The 22,709-nt window shown below is 66.0% G+C and carries 20 protein-coding genes; 15 read left to right on the top strand and 5 right to left on the bottom strand.

Features of this window, described 5'->3' with window-relative positions; translation table 11 throughout:
• Nucleotides 1-56: 56 nt before the first annotated feature.
• Entirely contained in the window at nt 57-251 is a 195-nt protein-coding gene (locus BDI24065_RS32520; RefSeq protein WP_069249260.1) for a hypothetical protein, read from the top strand.
• Between the two features lie 109 nt (nt 252-360).
• Here BDI24065_RS32520 and proP read toward each other — a convergent pair whose 3' ends face one another.
• Nucleotides 361-1,848, bottom strand: a complete 1,488-nt coding sequence (gene proP, locus BDI24065_RS32515) for a glycine betaine/L-proline transporter ProP (RefSeq protein WP_175034652.1) — start codon at nt 1,846-1,848, stop codon at nt 361-363.
• A 539-nt stretch (nt 1,849-2,387) separates the two neighbouring features.
• Here proP and BDI24065_RS32510 point away from each other — a divergent pair.
• Entirely contained in the window at nt 2,388-2,720 is a 333-nt protein-coding gene (locus BDI24065_RS32510; protein ID WP_129514214.1) for a YnfA family protein, read from the top strand.
• Nucleotides 2,721-2,750: 30 nt separating this feature from the next.
• Here BDI24065_RS32510 and dnaQ read toward each other — a convergent pair whose 3' ends face one another.
• Genes dnaQ through BDI24065_RS32495 form a run of 3 tightly spaced genes read right to left on the bottom strand, consistent with a single transcriptional unit; the run spans nt 2,751 to nt 4,776 of the window.
• Nucleotides 2,751-3,485, bottom strand: coding sequence for a DNA polymerase III subunit epsilon (dnaQ, locus tag BDI24065_RS32505; RefSeq protein WP_175034651.1), 735 nt, complete (start codon nt 3,483-3,485; stop codon nt 2,751-2,753).
• 38 nt (nt 3,486-3,523) lie between these two features.
• The gene (rnhA, locus tag BDI24065_RS32500; RefSeq protein ID WP_011351593.1) at nt 3,524-3,967 is read right to left on the bottom strand and encodes a ribonuclease HI; all 444 of its coding nucleotides are present in this window, start codon (nt 3,965-3,967) and stop codon (nt 3,524-3,526) included.
• Complete coding sequence (locus BDI24065_RS32495; protein WP_174983220.1) at nt 3,964-4,776, bottom strand: class I SAM-dependent methyltransferase; 813 nt, start codon at nt 4,774-4,776, stop codon at nt 3,964-3,966. Before BDI24065_RS32495 ends, rnhA begins: the two co-directional genes overlap by 4 nt.
• 18 nt (nt 4,777-4,794) lie before the next feature.
• Here BDI24065_RS32495 and gloB point away from each other — a divergent pair, with 18 nt between their 5' ends.
• From gloB to BDI24065_RS32455, 8 genes are all read left to right on the top strand, one after another.
• The gene (gloB, locus tag BDI24065_RS32490) at nt 4,795-5,601 is read left to right on the top strand and encodes a hydroxyacylglutathione hydrolase (protein ID WP_175034650.1); all 807 of its coding nucleotides are present in this window, start codon (nt 4,795-4,797) and stop codon (nt 5,599-5,601) included.
• 151 nt (nt 5,602-5,752) lie between these two features.
• Nucleotides 5,753-7,312: a transglycosylase SLT domain-containing protein gene (locus BDI24065_RS32485; protein ID WP_175034649.1), complete on the top strand. Its 1,560-nt coding sequence runs from the start codon at nt 5,753-5,755 to the stop codon at nt 7,310-7,312.
• Nucleotides 7,313-7,469: 157 nt separating this feature from the next.
• Entirely contained in the window at nt 7,470-8,687 is a 1,218-nt protein-coding gene (locus BDI24065_RS32480) for an MFS transporter (protein WP_175034648.1), read from the top strand.
• A 365-nt stretch (nt 8,688-9,052) separates the two neighbouring features.
• Nucleotides 9,053-10,198 carry a glutamine-hydrolyzing carbamoyl-phosphate synthase small subunit gene (gene carA, locus BDI24065_RS32475; protein WP_041492797.1) on the top strand — a complete coding sequence of 382 codons (1,146 nt, stop codon included), beginning with the start codon at nt 9,053-9,055 and terminating at the stop codon, nt 10,196-10,198.
• A gap of 37 nt (nt 10,199-10,235) precedes the next feature.
• Complete coding sequence (gene leuE / locus BDI24065_RS32470) at nt 10,236-10,895, top strand: leucine efflux protein LeuE (RefSeq protein WP_175034647.1); 660 nt, start codon at nt 10,236-10,238, stop codon at nt 10,893-10,895.
• 48 nt (nt 10,896-10,943) lie between these two features.
• Nucleotides 10,944-14,198 carry a carbamoyl-phosphate synthase large subunit gene (gene carB / locus BDI24065_RS32465; protein WP_175034646.1) on the top strand — a complete coding sequence of 1,085 codons (3,255 nt, stop codon included), beginning with the start codon at nt 10,944-10,946 and terminating at the stop codon, nt 14,196-14,198.
• A gap of 118 nt (nt 14,199-14,316) precedes the next feature.
• Complete coding sequence (greA, locus tag BDI24065_RS32460) at nt 14,317-14,793, top strand: transcription elongation factor GreA (protein WP_057927897.1); 477 nt, start codon at nt 14,317-14,319, stop codon at nt 14,791-14,793.
• Between the two features lie 14 nt (nt 14,794-14,807).
• A complete protein-coding gene (locus BDI24065_RS32455) occupies nt 14,808-15,266 on the top strand; it encodes a DUF4149 domain-containing protein (RefSeq protein ID WP_011351602.1) in 459 nt (152 codons plus the stop codon).
• A gap of 79 nt (nt 15,267-15,345) precedes the next feature.
• On the opposite strand, the gene BDI24065_RS32450 is transcribed toward BDI24065_RS32455, so the two are convergent.
• A complete protein-coding gene (locus BDI24065_RS32450; protein ID WP_175034645.1) occupies nt 15,346-15,873 on the bottom strand; it encodes a YhbY family RNA-binding protein in 528 nt (175 codons plus the stop codon).
• Nucleotides 15,874-16,065: 192 nt separating this feature from the next.
• Between BDI24065_RS32450 and BDI24065_RS32445 the strand changes: the two genes are divergently transcribed.
• The 5 genes from BDI24065_RS32445 to pstS all read left to right on the top strand — a co-directional run bounded on the left by BDI24065_RS32445 (nt 16,066) and on the right by pstS (nt 22,645).
• Nucleotides 16,066-16,728, top strand: coding sequence for an RlmE family RNA methyltransferase (locus BDI24065_RS32445; protein WP_043182280.1), 663 nt, complete (start codon nt 16,066-16,068; stop codon nt 16,726-16,728).
• A gap of 166 nt (nt 16,729-16,894) precedes the next feature.
• The gene (gene ftsH, locus BDI24065_RS32440) at nt 16,895-18,793 is read left to right on the top strand and encodes an ATP-dependent zinc metalloprotease FtsH (protein ID WP_011351605.1); all 1,899 of its coding nucleotides are present in this window, start codon (nt 16,895-16,897) and stop codon (nt 18,791-18,793) included.
• A gap of 84 nt (nt 18,794-18,877) precedes the next feature.
• Nucleotides 18,878-19,771, top strand: coding sequence for a dihydropteroate synthase (gene folP, locus BDI24065_RS32435; RefSeq protein ID WP_438820041.1), 894 nt, complete (start codon nt 18,878-18,880; stop codon nt 19,769-19,771).
• A 28-nt stretch (nt 19,772-19,799) separates the two neighbouring features.
• Nucleotides 19,800-21,155, top strand: a complete 1,356-nt coding sequence (gene glmM, locus BDI24065_RS32430; RefSeq protein WP_175034643.1) for a phosphoglucosamine mutase — start codon at nt 19,800-19,802, stop codon at nt 21,153-21,155.
• Between the two features lie 455 nt (nt 21,156-21,610).
• A complete protein-coding gene (gene pstS, locus BDI24065_RS32425) occupies nt 21,611-22,645 on the top strand; it encodes a phosphate ABC transporter substrate-binding protein PstS (RefSeq protein ID WP_175012158.1) in 1,035 nt (344 codons plus the stop codon).
• Nucleotides 22,646-22,709 lie beyond the last annotated feature (64 nt).

Below are 22,709 nucleotides of genomic sequence, written 5' to 3'. Positions count from 1 at the left end.
CGGCCGGTCCCTAGAATCCACTCCATCGAATCACGCGTTGCCTGATGGAGCCCAAGATGAAAGCCCTGATCGAATCCAGCCTGTACCACCCGTCCCTCGTGTTGCCGCTTGCCGCGCTGACGCAGCTGATGGTCGAGCGCGATTTCAATCTCGGTCAGGTCGGGCTGATCGTCGCGGCGCGCGGTGCACAGGCTGCGGTGTCGCGCTCGCGTGCGCTGATTTTCTGCCGCCACTGCGAAGCGCAGGCATGAGGGCGCTCGCGTCGCATGAATGAAAAAAAGCCCGGCCGGCGCAAGCCGGTCGGGCGGATCGGGTTCGATCGGGCCCCGGCTTCGGCCGGGGCTTTTTCATGGGCGACGCTCAGGCGCGTGCCGGCGACACGACACCGTACATCTCCGATTCGTCGTCCTCGCGCATCTGGCGCACGAGCTGGTGGGCTTCGCGGCGCGACGCGACAGCCGGCGGCGAGCCCTTGAGCGGCTGGCGTGCGGTTTCGGCGAGCGCGACGACCGACACGATACCGATCACGGCCGCGCCCATCATGTAGTACGCGGGCACCATCAGGTTGTGCGTGACGTCGACCAGCCACGCGGTGACGAGGGGCGTCGTGCCGCCGAACAGCGACACCGACACGTTGAAGCCGATCGCGAGCGCGCCGTAGCGGATCTCGGTCGGGAACAGCGCGGGCAGCGCCGACGGCATCACGCCGGTAAAGCACGACAGCAGCACGCCGAGGATCAGCAGGCCGCCGAACACCGACGCCGTGGTGCCCGCATGGATCAGCATCATCGACGGGATCGACAGCACGAGCAGGCCGACGCAGCCGGCGAGCATCACGGGCTTGCGGCCGATCCGGTCGGACAGGCGGCCGGCGGCGAGCGTCAGCGGCATCATCAGCACCATCACGATCAGCACGAGCACGAGGCTGTGCGATTCGTCGAAGTGCAGCGTCGACGACATGAAGCTCGGCAGGTACGACAGCACCATGTAGTCGGTCACGTTGAAGATCAGCACGAGGCCGACGCACAGCAGCAGGGCACGCCAGTTGCGCATCAGCGTTTCGCGGAAGCGCGCCTTCGGCACGGCCTTGTCCTGCGCTTCGCGCTCTTCGGCCTGGCGCTTGAACGCGGGCGTTTCCTCGAGCTTCATCCGGATATAGAGACCGATCAGGCCGAGCGGGCCCGCGATCAGGAACGGCACGCGCCAGCCCCACGACAGCAGCGCTTCCTGCGACAGCGACGCGGTGAGCAGCGCGACGACGCCGGCGCCGAGCACGTAACCGATCAGCGTGCCGAACTCGAGGAAGCTGCCCATGAAGCCGCGGCGCTTGTCGGTCGAGAATTCGGCGATGAAGGTGGCTGCGCCGCCATACTCGCCGCCGGTCGAGAAGCCCTGCACGAGGCGGGCGACGAGCAGCAGCACGGGCGCCATGATGCCGATCGACGCGTAGCTGGGGATCAGGCCGATCGCGAAGGTGCCGACGGCCATCATGATCATCGTGGCGGCAAGTACGCGCTGGCGGCCGATGCGGTCGCCGAGCGGGCCGAACACCATGCCGCCGAGCGGGCGCACGAGGAACGCGGCCGCGAACGTGCCGAAGGTCGCGAGCAGCTGCGCGGACGGGCTGCTGGACGGGAAGAACACCTTGCCGAGCGTGACGGCGATGTAGCTGTAGACGCCGAAGTCGAACCATTCCATCGCATTGCCGATGGCCATGGCGCTGACGGCGCGCTTGAGAAGGCTCTGGTCGACGACGGTTATGTCGTCCGCGACGAGCGGGGCTTCGCCGGACGACGAAGCGGAGGAAGAAGCAGCGGTCGGGCTGACGTGTGTTGCGGTCAAGGTCATGCACTCCTTTGACTGCGCCGAACGGGCGGGCCGTCCGACACGGTTTGCCGGCGAGCGCGGTGTCGTGTGCGGCGCGTCGGGGCAGACCTTTAAGCACTTACTGCATAACAGGCGGTAAAGGGCCATAAGGGGCTGCTTCGACGCGGGCCCGATGGGCCGTCGCGACAGTGCGCTCATGAAGAATGGGCCGCGTGATACAGGCGGCAGATGCCGGTGCGGACGGTGTCCAGCGTTCCGGCAAGCGCCCCGGAGGGGCAACGAAACGAGAAAAGCGGGCCTGTCGGGCGGGCTTTCCTGTGGGTGCAATTTCGGTCGAAGGGCCGGCCCGCAATGCGCGGACGGACTTCTTTCGAAATCGAATAGACAGAGATTGAATGTTGAAACAGGCGACATGATAGCACGATGACGGATGATCGCGCAAATTGCCGGGAAGCGCCCGTCTGGCGGGGGATCCGGCGGAGGCGGCTCGGGTATGATCGGCGGCGCGCGGCGGGGCCGTGCAGCCCCCGGTGACGGGGGCCGAATTCACGAGGAACCGGATGACCGAACTGATGAGAATCGCGGCGCTGTTCGCCGCCACCGCGCTGGCCGAAATCGTCGGCTGCTACTTGCCGTGGCTCGTGCTGAAGGCGGGGCGGCCGGTCTGGCTGCTGGTGCCGGCCGCGCTGTCGCTCGCGCTGTTCGCGTGGCTGCTGACGCTGCACCCGAGTGCGGCCGGGCGCACGTACGCCGCGTACGGCGGCGTGTATATCGCGGTGGCGCTGATCTGGCTGCGGGTCGTCGACGGGGTTGCGCTGACCCGCTGGGACGTGGCCGGCGCGGTGCTCGCGCTCGGCGGGATGGCGGTCATCGCGCTGCAGCCGCGCGCGTGAGCGCGGCTGCAGCGGCGCGTGCCGTGTGCGTCAAGCCGTTTCGGCAGCGCCTGCGTCGGTGGACGTGCGCCACACACAGGTGCCCTTGACCGACTTGTCGAGCTCGTCGAGCTGCGCCTGGTGGGCGGCGAGTTCGTCGTCGCTCGCGGCCAACACGGGCAGGTCGAGCGCGGCGAGCGACACGCGCTGGCCGTTGCCCGCACCGCCGTCGGCGCCCGCGTCGTCGAGCATGTCGATCACGAGGCTGTCCTGGCCGCGCGTCATCGCGAGATACACCTCCGCGAGCAGCTCCGAGTCGAGCAGTGCGCCGTGCAGCGTACGGTGCGCGTTGCTGATGCCGAAGCGGTCGCACAGCGCGTCGAGCGAGTTGCGCTTGCCGGGGAACATCTGCTTGGCCTGCACCAGCGTGTCGATCACGCCGCCGCACTGCTCGGTGAACGGCGGCAGGTCGAGCCGCGCGAATTCGGCGTCGAGGAAGCCAAGGTCGAACGGCGCGTTGTGGATGATCAGCTCGGCGTCCTTCACGAAGTCGCGAATCTGGTTGGCGACTTCCGCGAATTTCGGCTTGTCGCTGAGGAATTCGGTCGTGAGCCCGTGCACCGCCAGTGCGCCCGGATCGCTGTCGCGCTCGGGGTTCACGTAGAAGTGCAGGTTGTTGCCGGTGAGCCGCCGGTTCAGCAGCTCGACGCAGCCGATTTCGATGAGGCGGTCGCCCGTGCGGGCGTTCAGGCCGGTGGTTTCGGTATCGAGAATGATCTGGCGCATGTCGGGAAAAACAAAAGAAACAGGGGAGCGGCCCGCGTTCAGGCCGTGAGCGATTCGACGCCGCGATTCGCGAGTGCGTCCGCGCGCTCGTTTTCGGGATGGCCCGCGTGGCCCTTGACCCAGCGCCACTCGACCTCGTGCTGCGCGACGAGCGCGTCGAGCCGCTTCCACAGGTCGGCGTTCTTCACGGGCGTCTTTGCCGCGGTGATCCAGCCTTTCTTCTTCCAGCCGTGGATCCACTCGCTGATGCCTTTCTGCACGTATTGCGAGTCGGTATGCACGATCACCTGGCACGGCCGCTTCAGCGCTTCGAGCGCGGCGATCACGCCCATCAGCTCCATGCGGTTGTTGGTCGTGTTCGGTTCGCCGCCGAACAGCTCCTTCTCCTTGTCGCCGTAGCGCATCAGTGCGCCCCAGCCGCCGGGGCCGGGGTTGCCCTTGCAGGCGCCGTCGGTATAGATGTCGATGGTATCGGTAGTCATGAATGTTCTTGATGGGTAGTCGGGGAGGCCGCCGGTGTCAGGCCCGGGGCGAGCACGGGCTTCTTCATCCGGATCTGGCCGACGAGGCGCATGCCGCGCACGCGCTTGACGGCCGTCACCATGTAGACGGCGCCGAAGATCGGCCACCAGCGGTCGCCGGCGGCTTCCATGAAGCCGTAGCGGGACAGCCACTTGTCGGTGACGAGCGGCGGCCGGTAGCAGCCGAAGCGGCCGCGTTCGAGGTCGAAGCCGAGCAGCTTGATCCAGTCCTTGAGCCGGATGAACGCGATCTGGTCGCGCGTGGCCGGCACGAACGGACGGTTTGCCATGCGCCCGAACGATTGCCGCATGCCCCACAGGCTGAGCGAGTTGAAGCCGGTGATCACGAGCTGGCCTTCCGGCATCAGCACGCGCTCGGCCTCGCGCAGCAGGCGGTGCGGGTCGGACGTGAATTCCAGCGTGTGCGGCATCACGATCAGGTCGACGCTCTGCGACTCGAACGGCAGGTCGAGCAGGTCGCACCAGGTCGTGCTGCGGCCGTCGGGCGCGTGCTCGGGCGCATGCGCTTCGCGCGCCCACGGATACTGGTACGGCGCGCTCGCGCCGCTCGCCGGGTCGAGCACGAGGCCGCGATACGGCATGCGGTTCTCGCGCAGCGCGTCGAGCTGCGGCAGGCCGAGCTGCAGCGCGTGGAACCCGAAGACGTCGGACACGATCCGGTCGAGCTGCGCCTGTTCCCAGTCCAGCACGTAGCGGCCGGGCGGTGAGTCGGTCCAGGCGGGCCAGTCTATAATTTGACGGTCAGACATAACGATGATTGCGCGCCCATGAACGAGCTGGAATACGTGCCGGTTCCGGCATTCGATGACAACTATATCTGGCTCGTCTCGGACGGCCGCGATGCGATCGCCGTCGATCCGGGTGAAGCCGCGCCGGTGTGCCGGGTTCTTGCCGAACGAGGCTGGCGGTTGACCGCTATTTTACTCACGCACCATCACGCCGACCACGTCGGCGGTGTCGCGGCACTGCGCGATAGCCAACCGGACGATGTTCCGCTCGTCGTTTACGGCCCCGCGGCCGAGGCGATCGGCGTGGTCACACGGCCGCTTTCGGGCGGCGCGCGCGTGACGCTCGACGCGCCGACCGTCGCGTTCGACGTGCTCGACGTGCCGGGCCATACGCGCGGCCACATTGCCTATTTCCAGGCAGCCGGGCAGGGCAACGCGGCGCCGCACGTGTTCTGCGGCGACACGCTGTTCTCGTGCGGCTGCGGCCGCCTGTTCGAAGGCACGCCCGCGCAGATGCTCGCGTCGCTCGACGCGCTCGCGGCATTGCCGGGCGACACGCACGTGCATTGCGCACACGAATACACGCTGTCCAACATCCGCTTCGCGCTCGCATGCGAGCCCGGCAACACGGCGCTCGCCGCGTGGCGCGACGACGCGCAGGCGCTGCGCGCGCGCGGCGTGCCGACCCTGCCCACTACGATCGCACACGAACGTGCCGTTAACCCGTTCATGCGGGCCGACAGCGATGCGATCCGCGCGACGCTCGAGGCCGAACTGCACGAAACGGTGCCGGATCGTCTGGCGGCGTTCACGCTGATGCGCGAGTGGAAAAACCGGTTCCGATGATGATTTCCGGAGGACTCCAAAGCTCAAGCGGTGTCTGTAAAAATTGCTCCAAATGTAGGATTTCGCTGAGTTTTCGGTGTTTTTATTGACGTGAAGCACGCACTTCCGTAGTATCGCCTGCAATTTCCAGCCGTCGGAAGCAGAGATTTTCATGCGACTTATATTGAGTGCGATGGTGGTTCTGCTACTCGCCGCTTGTGCGAGCCAGGCCCCTGTCGCCAACAACGCCGCCGATTCGCAGGCGACGTCCAACTACCTCCGTAAATCAGCCACCGCCAAAGAAACTGTCGACGTCGACAAGCAATCCGTCGGCGATCTGACCAGTGCAGACTCCGATCTCTGGGGTCGCATCCGCCGTGGGTTCCAGATGCCCGACCTGCAGACCGACCTCGTCGACATGCAGACCACGTGGTACACGCAGCGCCCGGATTACGTGCAGCGCATGACCGAGCGCTCGCAGAAGTACCTGTACCACATCGTCGAGGAGCTCGAGGCGCGTCACATGCCGACCGAGCTCGCGCTGCTGCCGTTCATCGAGTCCGCGTACAACCCGCAGGCGCTGTCGGTCGCAAAGGCGGCCGGCATGTGGCAGTTCATGCCGGGCACGGGCCGCACGTACAACCTGAAGCGCAACATGTGGCAGGACGAGCGCCGCGACGTGCTGGCGTCGACGAGCGCCGCGCTCGACTACCTGTCGCGCCTGCATGACATGTTCGGCGACTGGTATCTCGCGCTGGCCGCGTACAACTGGGGCGAGGGCAACGTGCAGCGCGCGATCGCGCGCAACCAGGCGGCCGGCCTGCCGACCGACTACCTGAGCCTGCGGATGCCGAACGAGACGCGCAACTACGTGCCGAAGCTGCAGGCGGTGAAGAACATCATCGCGAATCCGCAGCAATATGGCCTGACGCTGCCGGATATCCCGAACCACCCGTATTTCGTGACGGTCACGACGTCGCGCGACATCGACGTGGCGGTGGCCGCGAAGCTCGCGAACCTGTCGCTCGACGAATTCCGCTCGCTGAACCCGTCGTTCTCGAAGCCGGTGATCCTCGGCGCGACCGAGCCGCAGATCCTGCTGCCGTTCGACAACGCGTCGGCGTTCGAGAAGAACCTGAAGGCGTACAACGGCCAGCTGTCGTCGTGGACCACCTATACGGTCAGCGAACGTGCGCGGCCGGCCGCGATCGCCGAGAAGATCGGCGTGGACGCCGATACGCTGATGTCGATCAACAAGATTCCGGCCGGCATGCGCCTGAAGCCGGGCTCGACGATCGTCGTGCCGCGCGGCGATGACGACGACGAGGACATCAGCGCCGACGTCGCCGAAAACGGCGCGCTCGCGATGGAACCCGACGTACCTGACACGCGCAAGATGCTGATCCGCGTGCGCCGCAAGCAGTCGATGGCGGCGATCGCCGGCCGCTACGGCGTGTCGGTCGGCCAGCTCAAGGCGTGGAACCGCACGCACCGCGATCTCGTGATGCCGGGCCAGGCGCTCGTGCTGCACGTGCCGGTCGGCCGTTCGGTGCCGGCGGAACCCGGTCCGGAGCGGATCGCGACGTCGGCCGGCGGTGCGCACATCGAGCGCGCGAGCCTGGCGGTGGGCGGCAAGTCGCACGGCGCGAAGCGCGGCACGGCGAAGCCGGCCGCCAAATCGGCGAAAGCGGCGCCGGCCAAGGCGGCAGCGCACAAGGGCAAGAAGAAGTAACGCGGTCGCGAACGCATCGTGCGGCCGGCCCGGTTCGCGCGATTGCGTTATCATCCGACGAAATGCGACGAAACGCCGTCACCGAGGTGACGGCGTTTTTGTTTGTGCGCGGCGCGGGGGCGCCGCTTCGAATGTCTTCGTATAACAAGGGGAAGTGATGTCGTCGGTGCAGGTGAGGGTGCTCGCGCTGTTTTCGGTCGGGTATTTCGTGTCGTACGTGTTTCGCGGTGTCAATCTGGGCTTCGCGCCGTTCGTCACGCACGAGCTCGGCTTGTCGGCCGCCGATCTCGGCCTGCTCACCAGTCTCTATTTCCTCGGCTTCGCGGGCGCGCAGATCCCGGCCGGCGTGATGCTCGACCACTTCGGCTCGCGCCGCGTGACGGCCGGCATGCTGCTGTTCGCGGCCGCCGGTGCGGCCGTGTTCGGTGCCGCGCACAGCCTCGGCACGATGATGGTCGGCCGGCTGCTGATCGGCGTCGGCGTATCGGTGTGCCTCGGCGCGGCGTTCAAGGCGCTCGCGCAGCATTTCCCGGTCGGCCGGCTGCCGCTCGTCAACGGCCTCGTGATGGCCGTGGGCGGCCTCGGCGGCGTCATGGTCGGCTCGCCGCTGACCTGGCTGCTCGGCTGGACGAGCTGGCGTGCCATCTGTTTCGGCCTCGCGGTGCTGACGGTGATCGTCGCGGCGTCGATCGGCCTGGGCGCGCCGGAGGCGAAGCAGGTGCGTCACCAGGGCGGGCTCGTCAGCCAGTTCAAGGGCACGTGGCACATCCTGAGCAGCCGCGCGTTCTGGAAGATCTCGTCGTTCTCCGTCGTTACGCAGGGCGTGTTCTACGCGATGCAGTCGCTGTGGGTCGGGCCGTACCTGCGTGACGTCGCGGGGTTCGATGCGTCGCATGCCGCGCGCCTCGTGTCGGTGCTCGGCTTCGCGATGATGGCCGGCTGCGTCGGCTTCGGCGCCGCGGCGCGGGTGCTCGAGCGGCGCGGCGTGTCCGTGTACGCGTTCTGCGGCGTCGGCATGGCGCTGTTCGTCGCGACGCAGGCCGCGATCGTCGCGCGCGTGCCGTTGCCGCCGGCCGTGCTGTGGGCCGCCTACGGGATGTTCGGCGGCGTCGGCATCCTGACCTATGCGGTGATGGCCGGGCATTTTCCCGCTCACCTGATCGGCCGCGCGAACACGACGCTCACGCTCGTGATCTTCCTGCTGATCTTTGCGTTCCAGATCGGTGTCGGTGCGGTGCTGTCGCACTGGCCCGCGGTCGACGGCCACTATCCGGTCGCCGCGCACTTCACCGCATGGGGCGTGCTGCTCGCACTGCAGCTCGCGAGCGCGGTCTGGTACGTCTGGCCCGCGCGCGGCGCTGGTCAAGTGCACTGATCCGGCGGTACGCTGGCGGGTAGGGCGGCCGCGCAAACGGGGCCGCAGCGCGTTGCGCCGCGTCGCCGGACGCCGCGTGCGCACGATCGGACGGCCATATCGATTGAAGATAGGGCCATTTTCAGGCTATAATTTGAAAGTTTGTGCTGATCAACCTCGCACCCTAGCGCCTACCTCATTCATCCCGTTCATCCGCCGCACGCCGCCTGCCGGGCGATGCCGCGAAGCCTCGTGCGCCACGCGCCGGGTTCGCGTCTCGACAACGCAGGCCGCGTCCAGCAAGCGACCACGCGCGCCCACGCAGCGCGGCGCTCGCGCGGCAGGGTAAACAGGTCGGCAGCAGGGTGTTCCCCAAGGAGCCTCCCGTGTTGCCGTCTTTTACTCCCGCCTTGCTTGCACTCGCCGACGGCACGGTCTTTCGTGGTTATTCGATCGGGGCCGAAGGCCACACGATCGGCGAAGTCGTGTTCAATACCGCGATCACCGGCTATCAGGAAATCCTGACTGACCCGAGCTACTCGCGCCAGATCGTCACGCTCACCTATCCGCATATCGGCAACGTCGGCGTCAACGCCGAAGACGTCGAAGCCACGAAAGTCCATGCCGCCGGCCTGATCATCCGTGATCTGCCCTCGCTCGCATCGAACTTCCGAATGGACCGCACGCTCGGCGACTACCTGCGCGACGAAGGCGTCGTCGCGATCGCCGGCATCGACACCCGCAAGCTGACCCGCATCCTGCGCGACAAGGGCGCGCAGAACGGCTGCATCCTGACGGGCTCGGACGACGAAGCGAAGGCAATCGAGCTCGCGCGCTCGTTCCCGGGTCTCGCCGGCATGGATCTCGCGAAGGTCGTGTCGACCACGAAGCCGTTCGAGTGGAAGCAGACCGAATGGCGTCTCGAAGGCGGCTACGGCATGCAGGAAGCGCCGAAGTACCGCGTCGTCGCGTACGATTTCGGCGTCAAGTACAACATCCTGCGCATGCTCGCGGAACGCGGCTGCCACGTGACGGTGCTGCCGGCACAGGCGAGCGCGGAAGATGCACTCGCGCTGAATCCGGACGGCGTGTTCCTGTCGAACGGCCCCGGCGATCCGGAACCGTGCGACTACGCGATCGCGGCCACGAAGCAGTTCATCGAGCGCGGCGTGCCGACCTTCGGCATCTGCCTGGGTCACCAGATCATGGGCCTCGCGGTCGGCGCAAAGACGCTGAAGATGAAGACGGGCCACCACGGCGCGAACCACCCGGTGAAGGATCTCGGCGACGGTCGTGTCGTGATCACGTCGCAGAACCACGGCTTCGCGGTCGATGCGGATTCGCTGCCGGCCAACGCGCGCGTGACGCACGTGTCGCTGTTCGACGGCACGCTGCAGGGCTTCGAACTGACCGACAAGCCGGCGTTCTGCTTCCAGGGCCACCCGGAAGCGTCGCCCGGCCCGCACGACATCGGCTACCTGTTCGACCGTTTCACCGCGCTGATGGACGCGGCGAAGCAGCGCAACGCTTAACGTCACCGACGCAACCGAAGAACGGGAGATTCGCATCATGTTCGGCCACGCACTCGGCATCACGGATATCTGGACCTACGTGTTCGGCGTGATCTTCATCATCCTGCTGCCGGGGCCGAACTCGATGTACGTGCTGTCGCTCGCGGCGCAGCGCGGCGTGAAGGCCGGCTATCGCGCGGCGTGCGGCGTGTTCGTCGGCGACACGGTGCTGATGGTGCTGTCCGCCGCCGGCGTCGCATCGTTGCTGAAGGCGAACCCGCTGCTGTTCTCCTTCGTCAAGTACGGCGGCGCCGCGTATCTGCTCTACATCGGCACCGGCATGCTGCGCAGCGCGTGGCAGAAGCTGCGCACGCCGGCGAATGCGCCGGCCGAGGCAGCGCCCGCGGTGGACGGCGAGCGGCCGTTCCGCAAGGCGCTGATCGTGAGCCTGCTGAATCCGAAGGCGATCCTGTTCTTCATCTCGTTCTTCATCCAGTTCGTCGACCCGGCATTCCCGCATCCCGCGCTGTCGTTCGTCGTGCTCGGGGCGATCGCGCAATGCGCGAGCTTCCTGTACCTGAGCACGCTGATCTTCGCGGGTGCGCGGCTTGCCGAGCACTTCCGCCGCCGCCGCAAGCTTGCAGCAGGCGCGGCGAGCAGCGTGGGCGGCCTGTTCATCGGATTCTCGGTGAAGCTCGCGCTCGCCACGATGAGCTGAGCGCAGCCGGCCGACCCACGACAACGATTACTTATTGAATTCACAGCCATGCCAAAACGCACAGACATCAAGAGCATCCTCATCATCGGCGCCGGCCCGATCATCATCGGCCAGGCGTGCGAGTTCGACTATTCGGGCGCGCAGGCTTGCAAGGCGTTGCGTGAGGAGGGCTACAAGGTCGTTCTCGTCAACAGCAACCCGGCGACGATCATGACCGACCCGAACACGGCCGACGTGACCTACATCGAGCCGATCACGTGGGAAGTCGTCGCGCGCATCATCGAGAAGGAGCGCCCGGACGCGATCCTGCCGACGATGGGCGGCCAGACCGCGCTGAACTGCGCGCTCGACCTGCACCACCACGGCGTGCTCGAGAAGTTCGGCGTCGAGCTGATCGGCGCGTCGCCGGAAGCGATCGACAAGGCGGAAGACCGCCAGAAGTTCAAGGACGCGATGACCAAGATCGGTCTCGGTTCCGCGAAGTCGGGTGTTGCGCACTCGATGGAAGAAGCGACCCAGGTGCACGCCGAGATCATGGCGCTCACCGGCGGCAGCGGCTACCCGGTCGTGATCCGTCCGTCGTTCACGCTCGGCGGCTCGGGCGGCGGCATCGCGTACAACCGCGAAGAGTTCGAAGAGATCTGCAGGCGCGGCCTGGATCTCTCGCCCACGCGCGAGCTGCTGATCGAAGAGTCGCTGCTCGGCTGGAAGGAATACGAAATGGAAGTCGTGCGCGACCGCGCCGACAACTGCATCATCGTCTGCTCGATCGAAAACCTCGACCCGATGGGCGTGCACACCGGCGATTCGATCACGGTCGCGCCGGCGCAGACGCTCACCGACAAGGAATACCAGATCCTGCGTAACGCCTCGCTCGCGGTGCTGCGCGAGATCGGCGTCGACACGGGCGGCTCGAACGTGCAGTTCTCGATCAACCCGAAGGACGGCCGCATGGTCGTCATCGAGATGAACCCGCGCGTGTCGCGTTCGTCGGCGCTCGCATCGAAGGCCACCGGCTTCCCGATCGCGAAGGTCGCGGCGAAGCTGGCAGTCGGCTACACGCTCGACGAGCTGAAGAACGAAATCACCGGCGGCCAGACCCCGGCGTCGTTCGAGCCGACGATCGACTACGTCGTCACGAAGATCCCGCGCTTCGCGTTCGAGAAATTCCGCGAAGCCGATTCGCGCCTGACGACGCAGATGAAGTCGGTCGGCGAAGTGATGGCGATCGGCCGCACGTTCCAGGAATCGTTCCAGAAGGCGCTGCGCGGCCTCGAAGTCGGTGTCGACGGTCTCGACGAGAAGTCGACCAACCGAGACGAGATCGCGATCGAGATCCACGAGCCGGGCCCGGACCGCATCTGGTATGTCGGCGATGCATTCCGTATCGGCATGACGGCCCAGGAAATCTTCGCGGAAACCGCGATCGACCCGTGGTTCCTCGAGCAGATCGAGCAGATCGTCCTGAAGGAAAAGGCGCTCGGCGGCCGCACGCTCGCGTCGCTGTCGTTCGACGAACTGCGCTACCTGAAGCAGAGCGGCTTCTCCGATCGCCGCCTCGCGAAGCTGCTCGGCGCGAGCCCGGAAGACGTCCGCAAGCGCCGCGTCGAACTGAACGTGCGCCCGGTCTACAAGCGCGTCGATACTTGCGCGGCCGAGTTCGCGACGAAAACCGCGTACATGTACTCGACCTACGAGGACGAGTGCGAGGCGCAGCCGACCACCAACAAGAAGATCATGGTGCTGGGCGGCGGCCCGAACCGGATCGGCCAGGGCATCGAGTTCGACTACTGCTGCGTGCACGCGGCGCTCGCGATGCGCGAGGACGGCTACGAAACGATCATGGTCAACTGCAACCCGGAAACGGTGTCGACCGACTATGACACGTCCGACCGCCTGTACTTCGAGCCGCTGACGCTGGAAGACGTGCTCGAGATCGTTGACAAGGAAAAGCCGGTCGGCGTGATCGTCCAGTACGGTGGCCAGACGCCGCTGAAGCTCGCGCTCGACCTCGAGGCGCACGGTGTGCCGATCGTCGGCACGTCGCCGGACATGATCGACGCGGCCGAAGACCGCGAACGCTTCCAGAAGCTGCTGCAGGACCTCGGCCTGCGCCAGCCGCCGAACCGCACCGCACGCGCCGAAGACGAAGCGCTCGCGCTCGCGGAAGAGATCGGCTATCCGCTGGTCGTGCGCCCGTCGTACGTGCTCGGCGGCCGCGCGATGGAAATCGTCCACGAGCCGCGCGACCTCGAGCGCTACATGCGCGAGGCCGTGAAGGTGTCGAACGATTCGCCGGTGCTGCTCGACCGCTTCCTGAACGACGCGATCGAGTGCGACGTCGACTGCATCTGCGACGGCGAAGCCGTGTTCATCGGCGGCGTGATGGAGCACATCGAGCAGGCGGGTGTCCACTCGGGCGACTCGGCATGCTCGCTGCCGCCGTACTCGCTGTCGAAGGAAACCGTGGCCGAGCTGAAGCGCCAGACGGGCGCGATGGCGAAGGCGCTGAACGTGGTCGGCCTGATGAACGTGCAGTTCGCGATCCAGCAGGTGCCGCAGGCGGACGGCTCGAAGCAGGACATCATCTACGTGCTGGAAGTGAACCCGCGCGCATCGCGCACGGTGCCGTACGTGTCGAAGGCGACCAGCCTGCCGCTCGCGAAGATCGCGGCGCGCGCGATGGTCGGCCAGAAGCTCGCGCAGCAGGGCGTGACGAAGGAGGTCGAGCCGCCGTACTTCAGCGTGAAGGAAGCGGTGTTCCCGTTCGTCAAGTTCCCGAGCGTCGATCCGGTCCTCGGGCCTGAAATGCGTTCGACCGGCGAAGTGATGGGTGTCGGCCAGACGTTCGGCGAAGCGCTGTTCAAGTCGCAGCTCGCGGCCGGTTCGCGCCTGCCGGAGTCGGGCACGGTGCTGCTGACCGTGATGGACGCCGACAAGCCGAAGGCAGTCGAAGTCGCGCGCATGCTGCACGACCTCGGCTACCCGATCGTCGCAACGAAGGGTACGGCTGCCGCGATCGAAGCGGCCGGCGTGCCGGTGAAGGTCGTGAACAAGGTGAAGGACGGCCGTCCGCACATCGTCGACATGATCAAGAACGGCGAGATTGCCCTCGTGTTCACGACGGTCGACGAAACGCGCCAGGCGATCGCCGATTCGCGTTCGATCCGCATGAGCGCGCAGGCGCACAAGGTCACGTACTACACGACGATGTCGGGCGCGCGCGCGGCGGTTGAAGGCTTGCGCTACCTGAAGGATCTGGAAGTCTATGATTTACAAGGTCTTCACGCTCGCCTAAACTAAGCAGTCAGTTACCTGTCGAAGCAACACGTGCCGCGATTAGGCGGTGTTTCCAGTGCATCGGAAACGCGCTTAATCGCGGTGATTTTTTTTATAGCCGTTTTTAGCGATTGAGCCGTTTATGAGCACCATTCCGTTGACAAAGCGTGGCGCAGAACTTCTGCGCGATGAATTGCAGCGCCTCAAGTCCGTCGAGCGGCCGGCCGTGATCAACGCGATCGCGGAGGCCCGCGCACAGGGCGACCTGTCCGAAAACGCCGAATACGATGCCGCGAAGGAAAAGCAGGGCTTCATCGAGGGTCGTATCGCGGAACTCGAATCGAAGCTGTCGGCCGCGCAGGTCATCGATCCGACCGTGCTCGATGCCGAAGGTCGCGTGGTTTTCGCATCGACCGTCGAACTCGAGGATCTCGAGTCGGGCGACACCGTCAAGTACCAGATCGTCGGTGACGACGAAGCCGATATCGATCACGGCCTGATCTCGGTCAGCTCGCCGATCGCGCGCGCACTGATCGGCAAGTCCGAAGGCGACGTCGCGGCCGTGCAGGCACCGAGCGGCGTGCGCGAGTACGAAATCATTTCGGTCAGCTACATCTGAAGCGGGGCGACGTGATGCCGCATCGCGTGTTCCGTCTGCTGTCGGCCGTGTGGGTCGGCAGCCTGCTGACGATCGGGTATGCGGTCGCGCCCGTGCTGTTCAAGACGCTGGAGCGGATGACGGCCGGCTCGGTCGCCGCCCAGCTGTTCCGTATCGAGGCAATCCTCGGTGTCGTGTGCGGCGTGCTGCTGCTCGCGTTGTCGAACCAGCAGGTACGGCGCGGCAGCAACGAATATCGCCGCGTGCGCTGGGTCGTCGCCGCGATGGTCGTGTGCGTGCTGGTCGGGTATTTTGCGCTGCAGCCGTTCATGAACGCACTGCGGGTGGCCGCGATGGACGCGGGCACCGATATCGCGAACTCGCCGTATGCGAGCCGTTTCGGGATGCTGCACGGCGTCTCGAGCGTGTTCTACCTCGTCGAGAGTGTGCTGGGGCTGATGCTGATCTGGCGTCTGCCGGCGCGCGACGCCTGACGCGAATGCCACGCAGGCCCGGTCGATGCCGGGCCTGCGGGCAGGGCGGCGGTACGGTGGTGCCGTGCCGCCCCGATGCTTACTTGTCCTGGAACGGACGCTTCGTGCTGGCCTGGCGCTTCTTGGCGCGCTTCACGTTACCGCCTGCCGTCACGCGCTCGTTGCCGCGCACGACGACCTTCGTCGGCTTCGGACGGCGCACCGGGCTCGCGTTCGGCGACACCTTGACGACCTTGACGGTGCGCGGTGCACGGCCTTTCTTGTCGTCGACGGCTTCGGCCGCGCTCGGCAGCGTGCCGGCACGACGGCCGCGGGCCGGGGCCGCTGCGGCGGCTTCGGGCTTCCAGATCACCAGCAGCTTGCCGATGTGCTGGATCGGCGCCGCGCTCAGGCGGTCGCAGATCTCGTCGTAAATCGCGATGCGCGCGTCGCGCTCGTCGCCGAACACGCGGATCTTGATCAACTGGTGCGCGTCGAGGTGCACCTTGATTTCTTTCAGCACGGCGTCGGTCAGCCCTTCGGCGCCGATCAGCACGACGGGCTTGAGCGCATGGGCCTGGGAGCGCAGCGCGGAGCGCTCGGCGGGAGAAAGCGAAAGGGCGGGCATGGAAATGTCGAAATCTAAATAGGGGCGCGCTGGCCGAAAAGCGATCGCGGGAAGTTACCGCGTCAGCCGTGCGCCGAAACCACGTAAAATCGCGGCTTGGGCCTGAAAGGGGCCGCAGCCGCGCGAAGAAGACGCGTATTATCCGCTAAAAGCGCGGCTTCACGAAGCAATTGGCAGCAATCTCTCTCTCGAATGGCAAAAAACCGCTTCAACCAGCACTGGCTGCACGACCACATCAACGACCCCTACGTCAAAATGGCGCAGCGGGAGGGCTATCGCGCGCGCGCCGCGTACAAGCTGAAGGAAATCGACGAGCAGGACAAGCTGATCCGTCCGGGCCAGGTGATCGTCGACCTCGGTGCGACGCCGGGCAGCTGGAGCCAGTATGCCCGCAACAAGCTCGCGCAGGGCAAGAAGCGTGACGCGGAGCGCGAGGGCGGCATCGACGGCACGATCGTGGCGCTCGACATCCTGCCGATGGAGCCGATCGCCGACGTCCACTTCCTCCAGGGCGACTTCCGCGAGGATGAAGTCCTTCACCAACTCGAAGAAGTGCTCGAAGGGCGCGACGTGGACCTTGTTATTTCCGACATGGCCCCCAACCTCTCAGGCGTGGCCTCGGCAGACGCGGCGCGCATCGAGCATTTGTGCGATCTGGCGCTCGAATTCGCGCAGAATCATCTGAAGCCGGACGGTGCGCTGCTCGTGAAATGCTTTCACGGCAGCGGCTACAGCCAGATCGTCGAGAAATTCAAACAGCAGTTTAAGACCGTCGCGCCGCGCAAGCCGAAGGCGTCCCGCGACAAATCGTCCGAAACGTTCATTTTGGGTCGGCATCTGAAACGTCCGCGCTGATGCGCAGCGGGGTGCCGCAAACGGGCTCCGGCCCTTGCCAGACAAGCGAAGCGCTATCGCGGCGGTTGTCAATGCTTATGGCGAGGGTGGTCGGACTGGATTAGAATGACCGAGGGGCGCCGCAAGGAAAATGTAGGCGCTCGTCTACGAGTGAAGGAGTGGTGCTTTGAACAACAATATGTTTTCGAAGGCAGCGGTGTGGCTGGTGATCGCACTGGTGCTGTTTACGGTGTTCAAGCAGTTCGACAAGCCCCGCGTCCAGGAAGGCGTGTCCTATTCGCAGTTCATGGACGACGCCAAGAACGGCAAGGTCAAGAACGTCATCGTTCAGGGGCGCAACCTCACCGTCACTCCGGCTGATGGCCAGAAATACCAGATCGTGTCGCCCGGCGACATCTGGATGGTTGGCGATCTGATGAAGTACGGCGTGCAGGTCAGCGGCAAGGCCGACGACGAGCCGAACGCGCTGATGTCCGCGCTGTACTACCTCGGGCCGACGATCCTGATCATCGTGTTCTGGTTCTACATGATGCGGCAGATGCAGGGAGGCGGCAAAGGCGGCGCATTCTCGTTCGGCAAATCGCGAGCGCGGTTGATCGACGAGAACAACAACGCGGTGAACTTCTCCGACGTCGCGGGCTGCGACGAAGCGAAGGAAGAAGTGTCCGAGCTCGTCGACTTCCTGCGCGATCCGCAGAAATTCCAGAAGCTGGGCGGTCGCATTCCGCGCGGCGTGCTGCTCGTCGGCCCCCCGGGTACCGGCAAGACGCTGCTGGCCCGCGCGATCGCGGGTGAAGCGAAGGTGCCGTTCTTCAGCATCTCGGGTTCGGACTTCGTCGAAATGTTCGTCGGCGTCGGCGCGGCCCGTGTGCGCGACATGTTCGAGCAGGCGAAGAAGCATGCACCGTGCATCGTGTTCATCGACGAAATCGACGCGGTCGGCCGTCATCGCGGCGCCGGCATGGGTGGCGGCAACGACGAACGCGAGCAGACGCTGAACCAGATGCTCGTCGAGATGGACGGCTTCGAGGCGAACTCGGGCGTGATCGTGATCGCGGCAACCAACCGTTCCGACGTGCTCGACAAGGCGCTGCTGCGTCCGGGCCGTTTCGACCGCCAGGTCTACGTCGGCCTGCCGGATATCCGCGGCCGCGAACAGATCATGCGCGTGCACCTGCGCAAGGTACCGATCGCGAACGACGTCGATGCGGCAGTCATCGCGCGTGGCACGCCGGGCTTCTCGGGCGCCGATCTCGCGAACCTCGTGAACGAGGCTGCGCTGTTCGCCGCACGCCGTGGCAAGCGCATCGTCGAGATGCAGGATTTCGAAGACGCGAAGGACAAGATCTTCATGGGTCCGGAGCGCAAGTCGGCCGTGATCCGCGAGGAAGCGAAGCGTGCGACCGCTTATCACGAGTCGGGCCACGCGGTGGTCGCGAAGCTGTTGCCGAAGGCCGACCCGGTGCACAAGGTCACGATCATCCCGCGCGGTCGCGCGCTGGGTGTCACGTGGCAGCTGCCGGAGCATGACAACGAAACGTACTCGAAGGACTACCTGCTGGACCGCCTTGCGATCCTGTTCGGTGGCCGGGTGGCGGAAGAGCTGTTCATGAACCTCGTCAGCACCGGCGCATCGGACGACTTCAACAAGGCAACGCAGACGGCGCGCGCGATGGTGGCTCGTTTCGGCATGACCGACGCGCTCGGGCCGATGGTCTACGTCGACGACGAGAACGATGCATCGCCGTTCGGCCGTGGCTTCACGCGCACGATCTCGGAAGCGACGCAGCAGAAGGTCGATTCGGAAATCCGCCGCGTACTCGACGAACAGTACAGCCTTGCGCGCCGCCTGCTCGACGAGAACCGCGACAAGGTCGAAGCGATGACCGCCGCGCTGATGGAGTGGGAGACGATCGACGCCGATCAGATCAACGACATCATGGAAGGCCGTCCGCCGCGCTCGCCGAAGAGCTCGCCGGCTGTCGGTGGCGATTCGTCGGGCGGTGGCAGCAGCGCCGAGGTGAAACCCGGCAACGCGCCGGCACCTGCGTCGCCGGCGGCATAATCTCCGCTCGAGCGCTTTAGCGCCGTTCACGGGCTGGTGTGGCTTCACACCGGCCCGTTTTGCATTCATTCACGCCCGTTGCTCGTGTCCGATTCCGCTGTTTCCCCAACCATTCCCGCGCCACTTCAGTGCGGCCGCTTCGAACTGACGTTCGAACGCCCGCTCGTGATGGGCATCCTCAACGCCACGCCCGATTCGTTCTCCGACGGAGGCCGCTTCCTCGCGCGCGACGATGCGCTGCGCCAGGCCGAGCGGATGATTGCCGAAGGCGTCGATCTCCTCGATATCGGCGGCGAATCGACACGCCCCGGTGCACCGCCCGTGCCGCTCGACGAGGAACTCGCACGCGTGATCCCGCTCGTCGAAGCGCTGCGGCCGCTGAACGTGCCGCTGTCGATCGATACCTACAAGCCGGCCGTAATGCGCGCGGCGCTGGCCGCAGGCGCCGACCTGATCAACGACATCTGGGGGTTCCGCCAGCCGGGTGCGATCGACGCGGTGCGCGACGGCAACTGCGGGCTGTGTGCGATGCACATGCTCGGCGAGCCGCAGACGATGCAGGTCGGTGAACCCGACTACGGCGATGTCGTGACCGACGTGCGCGATTTTCTCGCCGAGCGCGCGCAGGCGCTGCGCGACGCGGGGATTGCGCCGGAGCGGATCTGTGTCGATCCCGGTTTCGGGTTCGGCAAGGCGGTCGTCGGCGATAACTACGCGCTGCTGGCCGCGTTGCCGGACACGGCTCCTGCGCGGCCCGACGGTCGCGCGTATCCGATACTCGCCGGGATGTCGCGCAAGTCGATGCTCGGCGCGGTGATCGGCGGCAAGCCGCCGATGGAACGCGTCGCGGCGAGCGTGGCGGCTGCAGTGTGTGCGGTCGAGCGTGGGGCGGCGATCGTGCGCGTGCACGACGTCGCGGCGACGGTCGATGCATTGAAAATCTGGAATGCCGTGCGCGAAGCCGCGCGGCAACGATAAGTCAGAAGACGAAGGAGGAAGATTCGCCATGGGACGTCGATATTTCGGCACTGACGGTATTCGCGGCACGGTGGGCGAGGCGCCCATCACGCCGGATTTCGTGTTGCGTCTCGGCTATGCGGCCGGCAAGGTACTGGCCGGCTCGGCCGATGTCGCGGCAGGCTCGCGTCCGACCGTGCTGATCGGCAAGGACACGCGCGTGTCCGGCTACATGCTCGAAGCCGCGCTCGAGGCCGGGTTCTCGGCGGCGGGCGTCGACGTGATGCTGGCCGGCCCGATGCCGACGCCGGGCGTCGCGTACCTGACGCGCGCGCTGCGCCTGTCGGCGGGCGTCGTGATCAGCGCATCGCACAACCCGTATCACGACAACGGGATCAAGTTTTTCTCGGCTGACGGCAACAAGCTGCCGGACGACACCGAAGCCGAAATCGAAGCGTGGCTCGACAAGCCGCTCGAATGCGCGTCGTCCGACGGTCTCGGCAAGGCCCGCCGCCTCGACGATGCGGCCGGCCGCTACATCGAGTTCTGCAAGAGCACGTTCCCGGCCGCGTTCAACTTGCGCGGGCTGAAGCTCGTGATCGACTGCGCGCACGGTGCCGCGTACCAGATCGCGCCGCACGTGTTCCACGAACTCGGCGCGGATGTGATCCCGATCGGCGTCGCGCCGAACGGCTTCAACATCAACGACGGTGTCGGTGCGACCGCGCCTGACGCGCTGGTGCGCGCGGTGCGTGCGAACCACGCCGATCTCGGCATTGCGCTCGATGGCGATGCGGACCGCCTGCAGGTCGTCGACGCAGCCGGTCGCCTGTACAACGGCGACGAGCTGCTCTACGTGCTCGTGAAGGACCGGATCGCGACCGACGGCAAGGTCGAAGGCGCGGTCGGCACGCTGATGACGAACCTCGCCGTCGAAGTCGCGCTGCAGCGCGAGGGCGTGAAGTTCGTCCGCGCGGCGGTCGGCGATCGCTACGTGCTCGAGCAGTTGCGCGAGCATGGCTGGCAGCTCGGCGCGGAAGGCTCGGGCCACATCCTGTCGCTCGACCGCCACTCGACCGGCGACGGCATCGTGTCCGCGCTGCTCGTGCTGGCCGCGTTGAAGCGCAGCGGCAAGACCCTCGCGCAGATGCTCGACGGCGTCACGCTGTTCCCGCAGAAGCTGATCAACGTGCGGATGAAGCCGGGCGCCGACTGGAAGGGCAGCACGTCGATTCGCGCCGCGATCGACGCAGCCGAAGCCGCGCTCGCCGGCAGCGGCCGCGTGCTGATCCGCGCATCGGGCACGGAGCCCGTGCTGCGCGTGATGGTCGAAGCGCAACAGGCGGCCGACGCGGTCCGTCATGCGGAGACGATCGCCGACGCGGTGCGCGCGGCGACGACCTGACGCGCAGGTCCGGCGCGGGGCGGTCGAACGCCCGCGCGCCGGCGCTGCCGTGAACCGGTATGCGGCGCCTTCGGGGCGCCGCAATTTCGTCAGACGCAAAGGTTTGCGATACCTATAAGGAAGGGCGCATCGACCACCGCATTCCGGGGTCGAAAAATCGTCAGACCCCTGATAGTGGGCCAGCCACGACCCGGGGCTTTCCGTGCCGCCGATGCTGCGCTACGATCCGCTCGCACCCAGGTGAAACGGGGAGTCATCCCGTCCCTTCCAGGCAGGCAATTCTTGCCGCCATCGCCGTTCCGGCGCCGCCCGGGCGCCGCGCGCGCCGCACCCGATACTCCCTTTCAACCAGTCATGTTACTGTCACGCCAGTTTCATCGATTGTCACATTACCGTCATGAGGAGCCCCTAACCTTCGCGGTGCCGTAGTCATCCGCTCACACACTGGAGGTCTCATGAAATTGATGCAAACCGCGATTGCCGGCCTGGCTGGCGCGCTTTTCGCCGTCGCCGCTCACGCTGCCGACATCACGGGCGCAGGCAGCACGTTCGCGATGCCGATCTATACGAAATGGGCTGCTGACTACCAGCAGACCGGCGGCGCGAAGGTCAACTACCAAGGTATCGGTTCGTCGGGTGGCCTGAAGCAGATCGTCGCGAAGACGGTTGATTTTGCCGGTTCGGACGCTCCGCTGAAGGATGACGAGCTCGCAAAGGAAGGCCTGTTCCAGTTCCCGACGGTGGTCGGCGGCGTGGTGCCGGTCGTCAACGTGCCGGGCGTGAAGGCCGGTGAACTGACGCTGTCGGGCCCGGTGCTCGGCGACATCTACCTCGGCAAGATCAAGAAGTGGAACGACCCGGCGATCGCCGCGCTGAACCCGAAGGTCAAGCTGCCGGACACGGACATCGCCGTCGTTCGCCGTGCTGACGGCTCGGGCACCAGCTTCATCTGGACGAACTACCTGTCGAAGGTCAACGACGAGTGGAAGTCGAAGGTCGGCGAAGGCACGACGGTCAACTGGCCGACGGGCACGGGCGGCAAGGGCAACGACGGCGTCGCAGCTTTCGTGCAGCGTCTGCCGGGCGCAGTCGGCTACGTCGAATGGGCGTACGCGAAGAAGAACAACATGGTCTACACGGCCCTGAAGAACTCGACGGGCACGGTGGTCGAGCCGAAGACGGAAACGTTCAAGGCCGCTGCTGCAGGCGCGAACTGGTCGAAGTCGTTCTACCAGATCCTGACGAACCAGCCGGGCAAGGAAGCATGGCCGGTCGTCGGCGCGACGTTCGTGCTGCTGCACGCGAAGCAGGACAAGCCGGAGCAGGGCGCGGAAACGCTGAAGTTCTTCAGCTGGGCGTTCAAGAACGGCGAGAAGGCTGCTGACAGCCTCGACTACATCTCGCTGCCGCCGGCGGTCGAGACGGAAATCCGCAAGCAGTGGAAGGCGAAGGTGACGGACGCTTCGGGCAAGTCGGTCGCCGCCGAGTAAGTATTGCAGCGGTTCGCTGCCCGGCCGTGCCGGTCGGGCAGTGTGTGCGGTAAAGCCGGGCGTT

This window comes from Burkholderia lata, assembly GCF_902499025.1.
GTDB lineage: Bacteria > Pseudomonadota > Gammaproteobacteria > Burkholderiales > Burkholderiaceae > Burkholderia > Burkholderia lata_C.
This window is presented reverse-complemented; position numbering and strand designations above follow the sequence as displayed.